Consider the following 13,902-nt stretch of genomic DNA (forward strand, 5'->3'; position numbering starts at 1 on the left):
GAGGACTGGCTCAGCCCCTGACGTCGTCGCCGTCCCGGAGCGCGTTGCGGCGGATCTTGCCCGTCTGCGTCTTGGGGAGCTCCTCGACGACGTGCACCTCGCGGGGGACCTTGTACGCCGCGAGGCGGGCCTTGACGTGGGCGCGGACCTCGTCGGGCTCGGCCGTCGTACCGTCCCGGAGAGCGACGTAGGCGACGACCGACTCGCCTTGGTAGTCGTCGGGTCGCCCCACGACCGCTGCCTCGAGGACGGCGTCGTGGCTGACCAGGGCGTCCTCGACCTCGCGCGGCCACACCTTATAGCCGGAGACGTTGATCTGGTCCTTGAGGCGATCGACGAGATAGACCCAGCCGTCCGCGTCGATGACGGCGACGTCGCCGGTGCGCAGCCGACCACCGGGCATCGTCTGGCGGGTCGCCTCCTCGTTGCGCCAGTAGCCGGGCACGACCTGCGGCCCACAGATCTCCAGCTCGCCCTGCTCGCCCGGAACGGTCTCCTCCCCGTCGGCACCGAGTGTGCGGACGGTCAGGCCGGAAAGCGGCTTGCCCACCGAGAGGGTGCCGCTGGCCTCGTCGACCGGAGCCCGTTCGCCCAGCGGTACGGCGATCACCGCGGAGCTGGTCTCCGTCATGCCGTAGACGTTGTGGACGTAGAGGCCGTAGCGCTCCTCGAATCGCTCCACGGTCGATGGCGGGATCGGGGCTCCGCCGGAGTAGAGCGCCCGGGAGCTGGCGAACGCGGAGGCGTCGTCGCCGGCGCTCTGGGCCAGAGAGTTGAACGCCGTGATCGATCCGATCGTGAACGTCACACCGTGCTCCGCGCACGCCTCGAGCACCACCTCGGGATGGAACCGGTGGGTGAGCACGAGAGGGGCGCCGTGGACCAGCGCGATGGTCGCGTTGATCACCACGCCGGTGATGTGGAACAGCGGGGCGATGGCGAGGACGACGTCCCTCTCGCTCAGCTCGACCGCCTCGCCGTAGCTGTCGATCACGGCCAGCAGGTTGGCGTGGGTGTTCATCGCACCCTTGGGCGGGCCGGTCGTGCCGGAGGTGTAGGTGAGCAGGGCGAGGTCGTCGGCCCGCACCTCGACGCTCGTCGGTGTGCTGCCCTGGTGCTCCTCGAGGAGCCCGCGGAGGTCACCCTCCGCGGCGCTGAGCACCCGCTCGTCGTTGCGGGTCTGGAAGTCGGTGTCGGCCGCGGTGATCAGCCATCTCCCGTCCGCCACGGCCCGTGCCTCGGTCGCCAACGGGGCGCCGCAGACGATCCCGCTCGCCCCCGAGTCGTCGAGGATGCGGCGCAGCTCCTCACCCCGGTACATCGGGTTGAGCAGCACCGCCGCCGCACCGATCCGCCAGAGGGCGAGGAGCGCCAGCGGATAGGCGGGCACGTTCTGCAGGTAGAGCCCGACGCGGTCGCCCTTGCCGACCCCTCGCTCCTGGAGGGCCGCGGCGAGGGCGTCGGCGTGGCTGTCGAGCTGCTCGGCCGTCAGCCGGCCGTCGAAGTAGGTGAGCGCCACCTCGGTCGGGTCGCGGTCGACCCGGGCCCGCCAGGCGTCGACGAGGGAGGGCTGGTCAACGGACATAGCGTTCAACGTAGTCGGCACCGAGTCCGACCTGTTGGTAGTGGCGTCGAGCCGCCTCGAGCTTGGTGAAGACGTCCTCGTAGCCGACCGCGTTCCCGTCCGGGTCGACGTAGACGTAGGTCCCCGTGACATGGAAGAGCGTGATCATCTCGTCCACGTCGTCGGGCACCACCAGGGTGTGGGTCTCGCCGGGTGGCTCGAAGGCGTAGCCGAAGGTCGTCGCCACCCAGTCGTGCTCGAGGTAATACCAACGGCCGCGGAGCGGGAAGGCGTGCACCGGGCCGGCGTGTCGGTGGCGGGAGAGGACGCCGGCACGACGGACACGGAGAAGGTTGACGAAGTATCCCTGGGTCACCGACAGCAACAGCGGACGGAACGACACGCCCTCGGTCTGCGGAACCCAGAGCCGCTCGTCGCCCTCATCGAGTTCGAGGGCGCCGGTGATCACGAGGTCCTCGACTATGTCGGCCGGTTGCTTGCCGCGGAACGGCTCGACGCCATTCGGTGTCGGCGGTCTGCTGGTGGTGGTCACGATGCCCTCCTCGGGGTCTGGCGCGGAAGTGCCTCCACCGCGGTCAGCGCGCGGACAACGGAGTCCGTGGTCGGCGCGGGAACGCAGTTGGCGACGTGGGGCGAGTTGGTGACGGCCATGGCGAGCCGCTGCAACACCTCATCTCCGACCGGGCCAGGGGAGAGGTCGACGTCGAGATCGTGGAGAGATTGCGGCAACTCCACCGCACCCAGGAGGGCGGCGACCTCGGCCAGGGACTCCGTATCTCCCTCGTGTGCTAACTGGACGAGCAACCCGTACGCCACGTGGTATCCGTGCAGGTGGCGGTCGGCCCCAGGGGTGATCATCAGGCCCCTCGTCAGGGCGTGCGCCATTGACAGACCGCCGTTTTCGAACGCCAGACCGGAGAGCAGTACGACGGCCTCGATCGTTCGTTCCAGTTCGGGTGACGGAGTGTCCCGCCCCAGAGACGCGAGTGCCTTCTCAGCATCCGCGACCAGGATGCTGCGGCATCCGGCGGCCACGATGCCTGCGACCGCCAGCGGCTCCTGACCGGTGGTGGCCTTGCCTTGGGCGACTCGACATGCCCTGGCCTCGAAGTACTTCGCGAGGGCATCCCCGATGCCTGAACGGAGGAACCTGGGCGGAGCCGAGCAGATGATCTGGGTGTCCACCAGAACGAGTTCGGGGTTCATCGAGAGGTGCGGGGTGTCGACCAACAGGTGGTCCTCGTTGTACATCGCGATGACGCGGGACGTGGGCCCGTCGTTGGATGCGATGGTCGGCAGGGAAACCATCGCTGTTCGCAGCGCCCGGGATACGCCCTTGGCCAGGTCGAGAACCTTGCCCCCGCCGACTCCGACGACGGCGGACGGACGATCGGAGGCAGCATCTGACGCCAGGTGCTCGATGTGGCCCGGAGTCACCTCACCCTGGACTGCTCGCAACTGATGGACGATTCCGCTCTTTTCGAGGCTCACCTCGATCCCGGGTCCGAGCCGGTCGAGGAGCGGAGCATCGACCAGCACGGTCACCCGGGAGTGCCGGGGCGCCAGGTGTGCGCCCAACTGTCCGAGCACGCCGGGACCCTGGACGTAGCGAGCCGGCGAGACGAAGGTCCGGCCGGGCAGTCCTACGATGCTGCCCGGATCCGGTGGAGGCGATGTCAGTGCTCCCACCGTCCCTCGACCGCCGCTGTCGTCAGGGAGGGGACATCGAGCCCGAACATGGCGTCCAGGTAGTCCTGGGAACCGCAGGGGTGGAACCGGTCTCGGAGGCCGATCCGGATGGTCGGTCGACCAGCCTCTCCCGCGTCGTACAGCTCCTCGAGCACCAGCGAGCCGAGACCACCGATGCGCAGGTGGTTCTCCGCGGTGACCAAACGCTGCTTCGATGCTGCGAACTCGAGGACACCATCGCGATCGAACGGCTTGATGGTCGGCACGTGCAGGACACCGACACTCACCCCGTGCTCTGCCGCACGGTCCGCGGCCTCCAGCGCGCGGGCAGTCATGAAGCCTGTGCTAATGATCCCCACGTCCGAACCGGCGCGCACCTCTCGCGCCTTTCCAATTCGGAAGTCGTATGTCGAGTCGTCGAGGACCACCGGTACCTTTCCGCGCAGATTTCGGATGTAGAAGGTGCCGGCCGTGCGCGCTGCCAGAGTGACAACCTGCCGCAGTTCGGTGGCGTCGCAAGGATCGATCACCGTGACATCGGGTATTGACCGCATCACGGCGAGGTCCTCCAGAGCCTGGTGGGTTCCGCCGTAGGGGTTCACCAGGCCCGGCGCACCGCCTATCACCTTCACGTCCGCCTTGCTGTGCGCGCACGCCACCGCCATGAAGTCCAACGCGCGACGGGTCAGGAACGCGGCGTACGTCGCAGCGAAGGCGACCTTGCCGACCTTCGCGAGCCCCGCCGCGAGCATGATGGTGTTCTGTTCGGCGACACCTGCGTTGAAGTAGCGATCGGGGTGGGCGTCCCGGAAGGGAAGGATGTCGCTGTAGCGACCCATGTCGGCGGTGATGCCGACGATCCGATCGTCGGTTCGGGCGAGTTCACGCAGCGTGTGACCGAACGGCGCGACCTCATAGGGGCCGACGACCTCGGCCACCTCGCCCATGCTGCCGGTGCGGTTGCCGGTCTCAATCACGTCGGTTCTCCTCCAGTTCGTCGATGAGTCGGTTCCATTCGTCGTCGGCGACCCGTACGAAGTGCGCTCGTTCGCGCGCGACGATCGTCGGCACGCCGCTGCCGGGGGTGGTGCGCATCACGATGACCTTGGGTCCGGGAAGGGGACGCAGCTCGTCGAAGGCCTCGACAAGTGCCGCGATGTCGTTGCCGTCCACCTCGCGCACCTGCCACCCGAAGGCCTGCCACTTGTCGGCAACCGGTTCGATGTCGAGGACCATCGGCCCATCGGCCTGAATCCCGTTGCAATCGACGATCGCCCACAGGTTGTCGAGCCGGAAGTTCGATGCCGACATTGCCGACTCCCAGGTGGACCCCTCTTGGAGCTCGCCGTCGGAGAGTTCCACCACCACCTTCGCGTCCGACCGGTCCAGTCGCAGACCGAGGGCCATCCCCACGCCTTGCCCGAGACCGTGGCCGAGGGACCCGCTCGTGATCTCGACGCCAGGGGTCTCGTCGAACGTGCTCATCGGGAGGGAGCTGCCGTTCAATGCATAGGTGGCCAGATCCTCTTCCGCGAGCACCCCGCACTCCGCGAGCGCGGAGTAGAGAGCGATGGAGTAGTGGCCGGTCGACATCACGAATCGGTCCCGGCCGGGGTCCTCAGGCCGTGCCGGGTCGTGCCGGAGTTCGCGGAAATACACCACCGCGAGCAGGTCGGCGATGCCCAAGCCCTGGGCGATGTAGCCCTCGCCCTTGTCGGCGGCCATGCGGAGCATCCGGCGTCGGAGCGAGTGGGCGCGCTGTTCGAGGTGTCGCACCTCGACTTGCGTCGCGACACTGATGGTCATCTGGTTCCTTTCGAGAGGGTGGGTGATCGGGAAGGAGTAGGGCTGGTCGTTCAGAAGAAGGTGCCGTCGACGACGGTGCCGCCGTCCACGGGCAGAACCACGCCGTTGACGTAGGAGGCCGCAGGCGAGGCGAGGAAGAGGACCGCGGCCGAGATCTCCGCGGGCTCACCGAGTCTGCGCAGCGGGATGCGTCTCTTCATCTGCTCCTCGTCGAGCAGACCCTTCTGGAACCCCGACCGCATCATTGAGGTCTCGATGAACCCCGGTGCGACGGCATTGACCCGGATTCCGTCAGGCCCCCACTCCGCTGCGAGAGTTCGGGTGAGTCCGACCAGTCCGGTCTTCGCGGCGTTGTAGGCCGCCCGCTGAGGCATGCCGAGGGTCGAGCCCAGCGAGCCAAGGTTGATGACCGTCGGAGCGATCCCTCCGCGCAGCAGCGGGTGGGCCGCTCGCGCGCACCGGAAACTGCCGCTCAGGTTCACGTCGAGGGTCCGAGCCCAGGTCTCGGTGTCGAGGTCCTGGGTCGGGCTGCGAGCAATAATGCCTGCGTTGTTGACCAGCACGTCCAGTGAGCCGTCGGCCCAGTCGCGTACCTTGCCCATCAGCATGTCGACGGCGCCGTCGTCGGTGACGTCACAGGCCACCGTCAACACGTCGGCCTGGGGCCGGGTGGTGCGCAGCGACCGTCCCGACTCTGTCAACGCTTCGTCGGTCAGGTCACTCAGACAGACGCGGTAGCCGACGTCGGAGAGGGCCGCGGCCATGGAGAGGCCCAGGCCCTGGGCGCCTCCGGTCACCAGGGCAGTCCGGAGGCGTTCGGTTCGGTCAGGCATCGTGCACCTCGCGGGTCTCGGTCGTGGGTTCTTCCTGCAGGTTTGCGCGTTGGCGTTCCCGGCGCTGGCGTACGACAGCCACGACGACGGACAGTGCGGCGAGGGCGAGGATGCTTGCGGTGAGCGGCTGCAAGAGCCAACTGGCGCTGCCGTCGTTGTTGATCATCGCTCGGCGGAAGTTCTCCTCCGCGAGCGGACCGACGATGACCGCGATGAGAAGCGGGGCCAACGGGAAGCCGCCCTTGGTGAGCAGGTAGCCCACCACACCGGCCGTGATCGTGACGACGACGTCGAAGGTGCTGGTGCGGACGGCGTAGGAGCCGACCACGGAGAACACCAGGACGAGGGGCCACAGATAGGCGGCCGGCACCTGGATGATGCGCACCCACGCGCGGATTCCGACCAAGCCGATGCCGAGCATGCAGACATATGCGAGCGTCATCGCCAGGAACGATCCGAAGACGAGCTCTGGATTGCTGTCGAAAAGTCCAGGACCGGGCTGAACGCCTGCGATGAGCAAGGCGCCGAGCAGCACCGCAGCCTGGGTGTTCCCAGGAATGCCCAGAGCGAATGTCGGGACCAGCGAACCCATGTTTGATGCGTTGTTCGCCGCCTCGGCCGCCGCGACACCGCGGGGATCGCCCTTGCCGAACTGCGAGCGGTCCTTCGCGAATCTTCTGGTCTCGTTGTAGGCCATGTAGCCACCGATGTCGCCGCCCACCCCGGGCAGCATCCCGGTGACGAATCCGATAGCGGTCGAGCCGGCGGTGGTGGGACCCAGAGCCCGGACCTCCCGCCTGGAGAGGCGGAACGCGCCGATGCGTTGCTTGATCTCCGATCCGATCTGCAGCTTCTCGATCTGGACCAGGGCCTCCGCGACACCGAACATCCCCACGAGAAGCGGGATCACCTGCACGCCGCCGGCGAGGTCACCGTTCCCGAAGGTGAGTCGGGGGAATCCCGCGATCGGGTCGAACCCAATCGAGACCACCAGGAGGCCGATTCCAGCACTCACGAAACCCCGCGCCATGGAGGCGTCCCCTCCGATGGAGGCGATGATGGTGAGGGCGAGAACAGCGATTGCGAAGTACTCCGGCGAACCGAAATTCAGCGCGTAGTCCGCCAGGACCGGCGAGAACAGCGACAGCAGGACGGTTCCGATCAGTCCTCCGACAACGCTGGCGAATAGGGAGATCGTGAGTGCCTGCCCCGCACGCCCGGACTGTGCCATCGGGAAGCCGTCGAGCGACGTGGCGGCCGACGAGGGCGTGCCAGGTGTTCTGATAAGTACGGCTGGGATCGCTCCGGCGTAGCAGGCCCCGTTGTAGATCCCGAGGAGCAGGACCAGGCCTGTCAACGGGTCGAGGCTGAAAGCGAAGGGGAGGAAGAGCGCCATACCGACAGTGGCGGACAGGCCAGGGATGGCGCCCACAGCGATGCCGATCAGCACCCCCAGCGGGATCATGATCAGCACGCTGCCGTCGAGAAGGCCCTCCAGGCCTTGAGTCCATCCGCTCACAGGACCCGCCCTCCGATCTGAATTCCGGGCAAGGGAACCTCGAGCCCGTAGCGGAACAGTGCGTAGACGCCCACGGCAAGCAGGAGGGCCGCGGGCACCAGAAGAACGAGTCGTCGCAGCCCGACGAGGTACATCTCGACCAGGAGGAAGAGGAATGTCGCCGTCGGAAAGCCCATCGGCTCGATGGCAAGCACGTAGGCGAGGGCCAGCAAGGCGGTGACGGCGACCCTGGTCAATCCTGCTCCCCGGGGCATCGAGTCATGCGGCTCGCGCCGCCAGACCAGCCACGCCGAGGCGACCAGGAGCACGATTCCGGCCAACTGCGGCAAGAAGGCCGGCCCCGGGTCGTTGTCCAGCCGACCGGCAGGGATGTCGGAAGCCACGATCAGCGCGGCGACACCGAGGAGCAGGGTGAGCAGCGGCGGCACCCAGGAGCCCCGGGCGCCGACCGTGCTCGGATCGGTCGTGGTGCTCACGAGTCTTCCGAGAGTCCCAGCTCGTCGAGCAGGCCGCCGTAGCGCTCGTACTCGCTCTTGAGGTAGCCGGTGAAGTCATCGGCATCGAGGTAGGAGCCGTTGCTATTCTGCGACTCGAGGAACTCCTGGAACTCCTCGCTCGCGTATGCTTTGCCGAAGCACTCGTCGAGGATGTCGACGACCTCGTCGGGGGTGTCGGCCGGCGCAGCCAGTCCGTAGATGGAGCCGCCCTCGACGTCGATCCCCTCCTCTTGGAGGGTCGGGGTGTCCGGCAGCGCGTCGATGCGCTCTTCGCCGGCCACAGCGAGGGGGAGCAGGTCGCCGGACTCGACCTGGCCGATGACGTTCGACGCGTTGGAGACCAGGACGTCCACCTCGCCGCCGAGCACGGCGGGAATGGCCTCGGCGTCACCGGTGAACGGGACGTTCACGAGCTGGCCGGAAACGCCGGCGGTGCGGGCAACGTCCTGGAAGGTGATCGCGTAGGGGCTGGCGGGACCCGATGTCGCGATTCTGATCCGCTCGCCGGATTCGGCCGCCTCGATGACATCAGCCATCGACTGGTACGGAGAGTCCGGGCGGACGAAGAACCCGTGCGGGTCGAGGATGAAACGCAGCACCGGGGCGAAGTCCTCGTAGGTGACGTCGGAGAGACCCATGTGCTCGAGGGCGCTGATCTCGGTCGGTGTGGTGCCCAGGGTGTAGCCGTCCGGCTCGGCGCGCCGTACGGCGTCGAGGGCGATGGCTCCCGACCCTCCGGGCTGGTTGCTGATGATGATGTTCGTGTCGCAGGTTTCCTCGGCGGCGGCCGCCAGGGCCCGGGTGTTGACGTCGGTGGACCCGCCCGCGTCGAAGCCGATGATGATCTCGATCGTCTCCTCGGGGAAGTCTGCGGAGCCGGTCTCAGCCTCGGCGCCGCACGCGGAGAGTGCGAGAACCGAGGTGGTGGCGAGGGCAGCCACCGCGCGTCCGTGTGTGCTTCGAGAGATCCGTCGGGTCGTCATGGTGCCTCCCTGGGTGATGCGAGCCGGCGGCAGCGGTGCCACCGGTCTCGAGTATTCCGGATTCCGGATATAAGATCCGGAATGCGGTTGAGTGTGGCCGTGGTTACATCCAGTTGTCAAGGACGAAAGGTCGTGCGGCGTGATGTTCGAACCCGGTGTGGAGGTGGATCCGAAGAACCATGTCGCCTCGGTGGTGAAGGCAGTTCGCCTCCTGGAGCTGTTCACGGACGGTGAGCCGTCACTGTCCTTCGGGCAACTCGTGGAACTGAGCGGTTTCTCCCGTACAACGACCCATCGGTTGCTGGGCACGTTGGAACTCGTGGGCTGGGTCGACCGTTCTGGAGATCGGTACCGATTGGCGCTCCGGGTGTTCCGGTTGGGCTCCACTGCGGTGAGCGGCATTCAGTTGCGGCACGAAGCGAGTCACGTGATGTCCGAGTTGGCGGCCGAACACGGCGAGGACGTCTACCTGGTGGTGCCTGACGGCCCACGGGCGGTGTGTCTGGAGCGCATCGAAGGTCGTACCCCCGTGCATGTCATGGTGCTCGATATCGGGAAGTCCCTGCCGCTCTTCGTTGGCGGCGGGCCGGTCGCACTCCTGACAGCAAGGGAGAACGACCTGTTGCCGGCTCTGCTGGCGTCCGGCCCGTGCGTCGCGCCGGACGGACATGTCGTGTCCCACGACGAAATCCGGCGCCGGATCGACGAGACAAGAAGCCTGGGTTACTCGCGGAGCATGGAGGACGTGACGCAGGGGGTGGGGGCGTTCGGCGCCGCTATCCGGAATGCCCAGGGGTTTGCAATCGGCGCGATCAGCCTCGGCGCGCTGAAGTCCACGCTGGAGGAACGGGAGGCCGAGTTGAGCACTGCCTTGGTGGCGGCAGCGGACCGTATCTCGGCTCGGATGGGATGGGTTCCCCCCTCGTGACGGTCACGTCCTCGGGTGCCTGGCTCCCGAGGGTCCCGCGCCGCCTACTTGTTCGCCTCGCAGAAGACGAACGAATGACCCCGCCCAAATGTTGTGGGCGGGGTCATCATGTGCGCGGGGGCGGGTTACTTGTTCGCCTTACGCGCTCGGCTCGCCATCTTCCCGCGCTCTCCTGAGTCGAGCACGACCTTGCGGATCCGCACCGTCTCCGGGGTGATCTCCACGCACTCGTCCTCGCGGCAGAACTCCAGGCACTGCTCGAGGGAGAGCTTCTTCGGCGGGATCAGCTTCTCGAAGTTGTCGGAGGTGGCGGACCGGATGTTGGTCTGCTGCTTCTCCTTGGTGATGTTGACGTCCATGTCGTCGGCGCGGGAGTTCTCGCCGACGATCATGCCCTCGTAGACCTCGGTGGAGGGCTCCACGAACATCACGCCGCGCTCCTGCAGCGAGGTCATCGCGTAGGCGGTCGCGGCACCGGAGCGGTCGGCGACCAGCGAGCCGGAGGCCCGCGAGCGGATCTCGCCGGCCCACGGGAAGTAGCCCTCGGAGATGTGGTGGGCGATGCCGGTGCCTCGGGTCTCGGTGAGGAAGTCGGTGCGGAAGCCGATCAGGCCGCGAGCCGGGACGACGAACTCCATCCGCACCCAGCCGGTGCCGTGGTTGGTCATGCCCTCCATCCGGCCCTTGCGGTTGGCGAGCAGCTCGGTGATGGTGCCGAGGAACTCCTCCGGGGCGTCGATGGTCAGGCGCTCGAACGGCTCGTGCACCTTGCCGTCGATCTCACGGGTGACCACCTGCGGCTTGCCGACGGTCAGCTCGTAGCCCTCGCGCCGCATCTGCTCCACCAGGATCGCCAGCGCCAGCTCGCCGCGGCCCTGCACCTCCCAGGCGTCGGGACGCTCGGTGGGCAGCACCCGCAGCGAGACGTTGCCGATCAGCTCGGCGTCCAGCCGGTCCTTGACCAGGCGGGCGGTCACCTTGTGACCCTTGCCGCCCTTGCCGACCAGCGGGGAGGTGTTGGTGCCGATGGTCATCGAGATGGCCGGCTCGTCGACGTGGATCAGCGGCAGCGCGACCGGGCTCTCCGGGTCGGCCAGGGTCTCACCGATGGTGATGTCGGGGATGCCGGCCACGGCGACGATGTCACCGGGGCCCGCCTTCTCACCGGGCTGGCGCTCCAGGCCGCGGGTGATCAGCAGCTCGGTGATCTTCACGTTCTTGACCGACCCGTCACGGCGCATCCAGGCGACCTGCTGACCCTTGCGGATCTCACCCTGCTTGATCCGCAGCAGGGCGAGGCGGCCGAGGAAGGGGGACGCGTCGAGGTTGGTGACGTGGGCCTGCAGCGGCGCGCCCTCGTCGTACTCGGGCGCGGGGATGGTGTTGAGGATCGTCTCGAAGAGCGGCTCGAGGTTGTCGCCCTCGGGCAGGCCGCCGTTCTCGGGCTTCTCCAGCGAGGCGATGCCGGCCTTGCCGGAGGCGAAGACGACCGGGAAGTCGAGCGCGTCCTGGCTGTGGGTGTCGTCGAGCAGGTCCATGAACAGCTCGTAGGTCTCGTCGACGACCTCGTCGATCCGGGCGTCGGAGCGGTCGGTCTTGTTGACCACCAGGATCACCGGCATGTCGGCGTTGAGCGCCTTGCGCAGCACGAAGCGGGTCTGCGGCAGCGGGCCCTCGGAGGCGTCGACCAGGAGCACGATGCCGTCCACCATCGACAGGCCGCGCTCCACCTCGCCACCGAAGTCGGCGTGGCCCGGGGTGTCGATGATGTTGATGGTCATCCCGCCCTCGGGGGCGTGCTGGCCGACGTAGCGGATCGCGGTGTTCTTCGCGAGGATCGTGATCCCCTTCTCGCGCTCGAGGTCACCGGAGTCCATGACCCGCTCGGCGACGCCCTCGGCCTGGTGCGCGCTGAACGCCCCGGCCTGGTGCAGCATCGCGTCGACCAGGGTGGTCTTGCCGTGGTCGACGTGGGCCACGATGGCCACGTTGCGCAGGTCGTTGCGTCGGGTCTGCGTGGTTGCAGTCTGGGACATGGGAGGTACGGCGTCCGCTCTCGTGCGTGGGTGGTCCGGCGCTGCCGCGGCTCGGCGCCGGGCGTGCGGCCGGAGAGGGCCGTCGTCCAGGATATCGGCGCAGGCGCCCCGGACCCGCATCCGTGCGAAAGCGAGAAGTTAGGGCACCCTCGCTTAGAGTCGCGGAGTCTTTCCCCGTTCCACCGCCAGGAGTGCCCGATGAGCGCCGCCACGGCCGCCGACCGTCCGTTGACCGCGCTGTGGCAGCGCTACCGCGCGTTCCGCGCCCGGTTCCTGCTCGCGGTGGCGGTGACCACCGTCAACAAGGTCGCCGACATCGTCCCCGAGCTGCTGATCGGTGCGGCCGTCGACGTGGTGGTCCGAGGCTCGGACTCCTTCGTCGGCGACCTGCTGGGGGTGGAGTCCCGCTACGCGCAGCTCGGCTGGCTGGCGGCGATCAACGTGGTGGTGTGGATGGTCGAGTCGGCCACCGAGTACGCCGCCGACGTGCTCTGGCGCGGACTCGCCCAGGGCGTCGAGCACTCGCTGCGGGTCGAGGCCTACGACCACGTCCAGCACCTCGACCTGAGCTGGCACGAGGCGCGGCCGCAGGGTGCGACGCTGGCGACGCTCAACGACGACATCAACCAGCTCGAGCGGTTCCTCGACATCGGCGCCAGCCGGATCCTGCAGACCGCGCTCAACATCGTGCTGGTCGGCGCGGTCTTCGCGGTCGCCTCCTGGCAGCTGCTGGTCTTCGCGTTCCTGCCGATCCCGGTGATCATCGCCGGCTCCCTGATCTTCCAGCGCCGGCTCGAGCCGCTCTACGAGCGGGTTCGTACGACGGTCGCCGAGCTCTCCGGGATGCTCGCCGCCAACCTGGGCGGCATCGGCACGATCAAGGCGTTCACCGCCGAGGACCGCGAGCGTGACCGGGTGGAGGCGGCGTCGGCCGCCTACCGCGACGCCAACCTGAGCGCGATCCGCTCCTCGGCCGCCTTCGTGCCGCTGGTCCGGATGGCCATCCTGGCCGGCTTCACCTGCACCCTGCTGCTCGGCGGCTGGCTCACCCTCGACGGCACGCTCGAGGTCGGCCTCTACTCGGTGCTGGTCTTCATGACCCAGCGGCTGCTGTGGCCGCTGACCGATGTTGCCACCGTGCTGGACCTCTACCAGCGCGGACGCGCCTCGGCCGGGCGGATCCTGCGGCTGCTCGACGAGCCGGTGACCACCCCCGCGGGCAGCGTCGCGCTGGAGCGTCCGGTCTCCGGGCGGGTCGAGCTCGCCGGCGTCCGGGCCGGGTACGCCGACGGGCCGGACGTGCTGCACGGGATCGACCTCGTGGTGCCGGCCGGCGAGACCCACGCCATCGTCGGGTCCACCGGCGCCGGCAAGTCCTCCCTGCTGCGCCTGATCCTCCGCTTCGCCGACCCGCGCTCGGGCCAGGTGCTGCTCGACGGCACCGACGTCCGCGACCTCGACTGGGACTCGCTGCGCGGCTCGATGGGCTACGTCTCCCAGGACGTCTACCTCTTCGCCGGCTCGATCGCCGACAACATCGCCTACGGTCGCCCAGAGGCTTCCGCGGCGGAGATCCGGGCCGCGGCGGAGGCAGCGGCCGTCGGCGACTTCATCGAGGGGTTGGCCGACGGCTACGACACGTGGGTGGGGGAGCGCGGCGTCACCCTGTCCGGCGGCCAGCGTCAGCGGATCGCGCTGGCCCGGGCGCTGCTGCGCGAGCCCGCGATCCTGGTGCTCGACGAGGCCACCAGCGCGGTGGACAACGAGACCGAGGCGGCGATCCAGACCTCGCTGCGCAAGGCCGGCGAGCGGTGCACCACGATCGTGGTCGCCCACCGGCTCTCCACCGTGCGGCACGCCGACCGGATCTGGGTGCTCGACGCCGGACGCGTGCTCGAGGCCGGCAGCCACGACGAGCTGGTCGCCGCGGGCGGCTCCTACGCCGCACTGTGGGACGTGCAGACCGGCGCGCTCGACCCGAGCGAGCGGGTGCTCGCCGCGGAGTGACGTCGGCGCGGCCACCGCG

At 68.3% G+C, this 13,902-nt stretch carries 12 protein-coding genes; 2 read left to right on the forward strand and 10 right to left on the reverse strand.

Going from position 1 to position 13,902, the window contains the following annotated elements; genetic code table 11:
• Positions 1–10: 10 nt before the first annotated feature.
• Genes FIV43_RS20350 through FIV43_RS20390 form a run of 9 tightly spaced genes read right to left on the reverse strand, consistent with a single transcriptional unit; the run spans position 11 to position 8,870 of the window.
• The gene (locus tag FIV43_RS20350) at positions 11–1,585 is read right to left on the reverse strand and encodes a class I adenylate-forming enzyme family protein (protein WP_141015585.1); all 1,575 of its coding nucleotides are present in this window, start codon (positions 1,583–1,585) and stop codon (positions 11–13) included.
• The gene (locus FIV43_RS20355) at positions 1,575–2,117 is read right to left on the reverse strand and encodes a 2,4'-dihydroxyacetophenone dioxygenase family protein (RefSeq protein WP_141015586.1); all 543 of its coding nucleotides are present in this window, start codon (positions 2,115–2,117) and stop codon (positions 1,575–1,577) included. The genes FIV43_RS20350 and FIV43_RS20355 overlap by 11 nt, the downstream gene beginning before the upstream one ends.
• Positions 2,114–3,274, reverse strand: a complete 1,161-nt coding sequence (locus FIV43_RS20360; protein ID WP_269204046.1) for an iron-containing alcohol dehydrogenase — start codon at positions 3,272–3,274, stop codon at positions 2,114–2,116. Before FIV43_RS20360 ends, FIV43_RS20355 begins: the two co-directional genes overlap by 4 nt.
• Entirely contained in the window at positions 3,262–4,251 is a 990-nt protein-coding gene (locus tag FIV43_RS20365; protein ID WP_141015588.1) for a transketolase family protein, read from the reverse strand. The genes FIV43_RS20360 and FIV43_RS20365 overlap by 13 nt, the downstream gene beginning before the upstream one ends.
• Positions 4,244–5,080 carry a transketolase gene (locus FIV43_RS20370; RefSeq protein ID WP_141015589.1) on the reverse strand — a complete coding sequence of 279 codons (837 nt, stop codon included), beginning with the start codon at positions 5,078–5,080 and terminating at the stop codon, positions 4,244–4,246. The genes FIV43_RS20365 and FIV43_RS20370 overlap by 8 nt, the downstream gene beginning before the upstream one ends.
• A gap of 50 nt (positions 5,081–5,130) precedes the next feature.
• Positions 5,131–5,913, reverse strand: coding sequence for an SDR family NAD(P)-dependent oxidoreductase (locus FIV43_RS20375; protein WP_141015590.1), 783 nt, complete (start codon positions 5,911–5,913; stop codon positions 5,131–5,133).
• Positions 5,906–7,432: a tripartite tricarboxylate transporter permease gene (locus tag FIV43_RS20380; protein ID WP_141015591.1), complete on the reverse strand. Its 1,527-nt coding sequence runs from the start codon at positions 7,430–7,432 to the stop codon at positions 5,906–5,908. The genes FIV43_RS20375 and FIV43_RS20380 overlap by 8 nt, the downstream gene beginning before the upstream one ends.
• Positions 7,429–7,908, reverse strand: coding sequence for a tripartite tricarboxylate transporter TctB family protein (locus FIV43_RS20385; RefSeq protein ID WP_141015592.1), 480 nt, complete (start codon positions 7,906–7,908; stop codon positions 7,429–7,431). Before FIV43_RS20385 ends, FIV43_RS20380 begins: the two co-directional genes overlap by 4 nt.
• The gene (locus FIV43_RS20390; protein WP_181407619.1) at positions 7,905–8,870 is read right to left on the reverse strand and encodes a tripartite tricarboxylate transporter substrate binding protein; all 966 of its coding nucleotides are present in this window, start codon (positions 8,868–8,870) and stop codon (positions 7,905–7,907) included. The genes FIV43_RS20385 and FIV43_RS20390 overlap by 4 nt, the downstream gene beginning before the upstream one ends.
• Positions 8,871–9,054: 184 nt before the next feature.
• Between FIV43_RS20390 and FIV43_RS20395 the strand changes: the two genes are divergently transcribed.
• A complete protein-coding gene (locus FIV43_RS20395) occupies positions 9,055–9,840 on the forward strand; it encodes an IclR family transcriptional regulator (RefSeq protein ID WP_141016104.1) in 786 nt (261 codons plus the stop codon).
• 125 nt (positions 9,841–9,965) lie between these two features.
• Here FIV43_RS20395 and typA read toward each other — a convergent pair whose 3' ends face one another.
• Positions 9,966–11,876 (reverse strand): translational GTPase TypA, encoded by a 1,911-nt coding sequence (typA, locus tag FIV43_RS20400; RefSeq protein ID WP_141015594.1) that lies wholly within the window; start codon positions 11,874–11,876, stop codon positions 9,966–9,968.
• Between the two features lie 198 nt (positions 11,877–12,074).
• Here typA and FIV43_RS20405 point away from each other — a divergent pair, with 198 nt between their 5' ends.
• Positions 12,075–13,883, forward strand: a complete 1,809-nt coding sequence (locus tag FIV43_RS20405; RefSeq protein WP_141015595.1) for an ABC transporter ATP-binding protein — start codon at positions 12,075–12,077, stop codon at positions 13,881–13,883.
• The last annotated feature ends 19 nt before the right edge of the window (positions 13,884–13,902 follow it).

Source organism: Nocardioides sambongensis, assembly GCF_006494815.1.
GTDB lineage: Bacteria > Actinomycetota > Actinomycetes > Propionibacteriales > Nocardioidaceae > Nocardioides > Nocardioides sambongensis.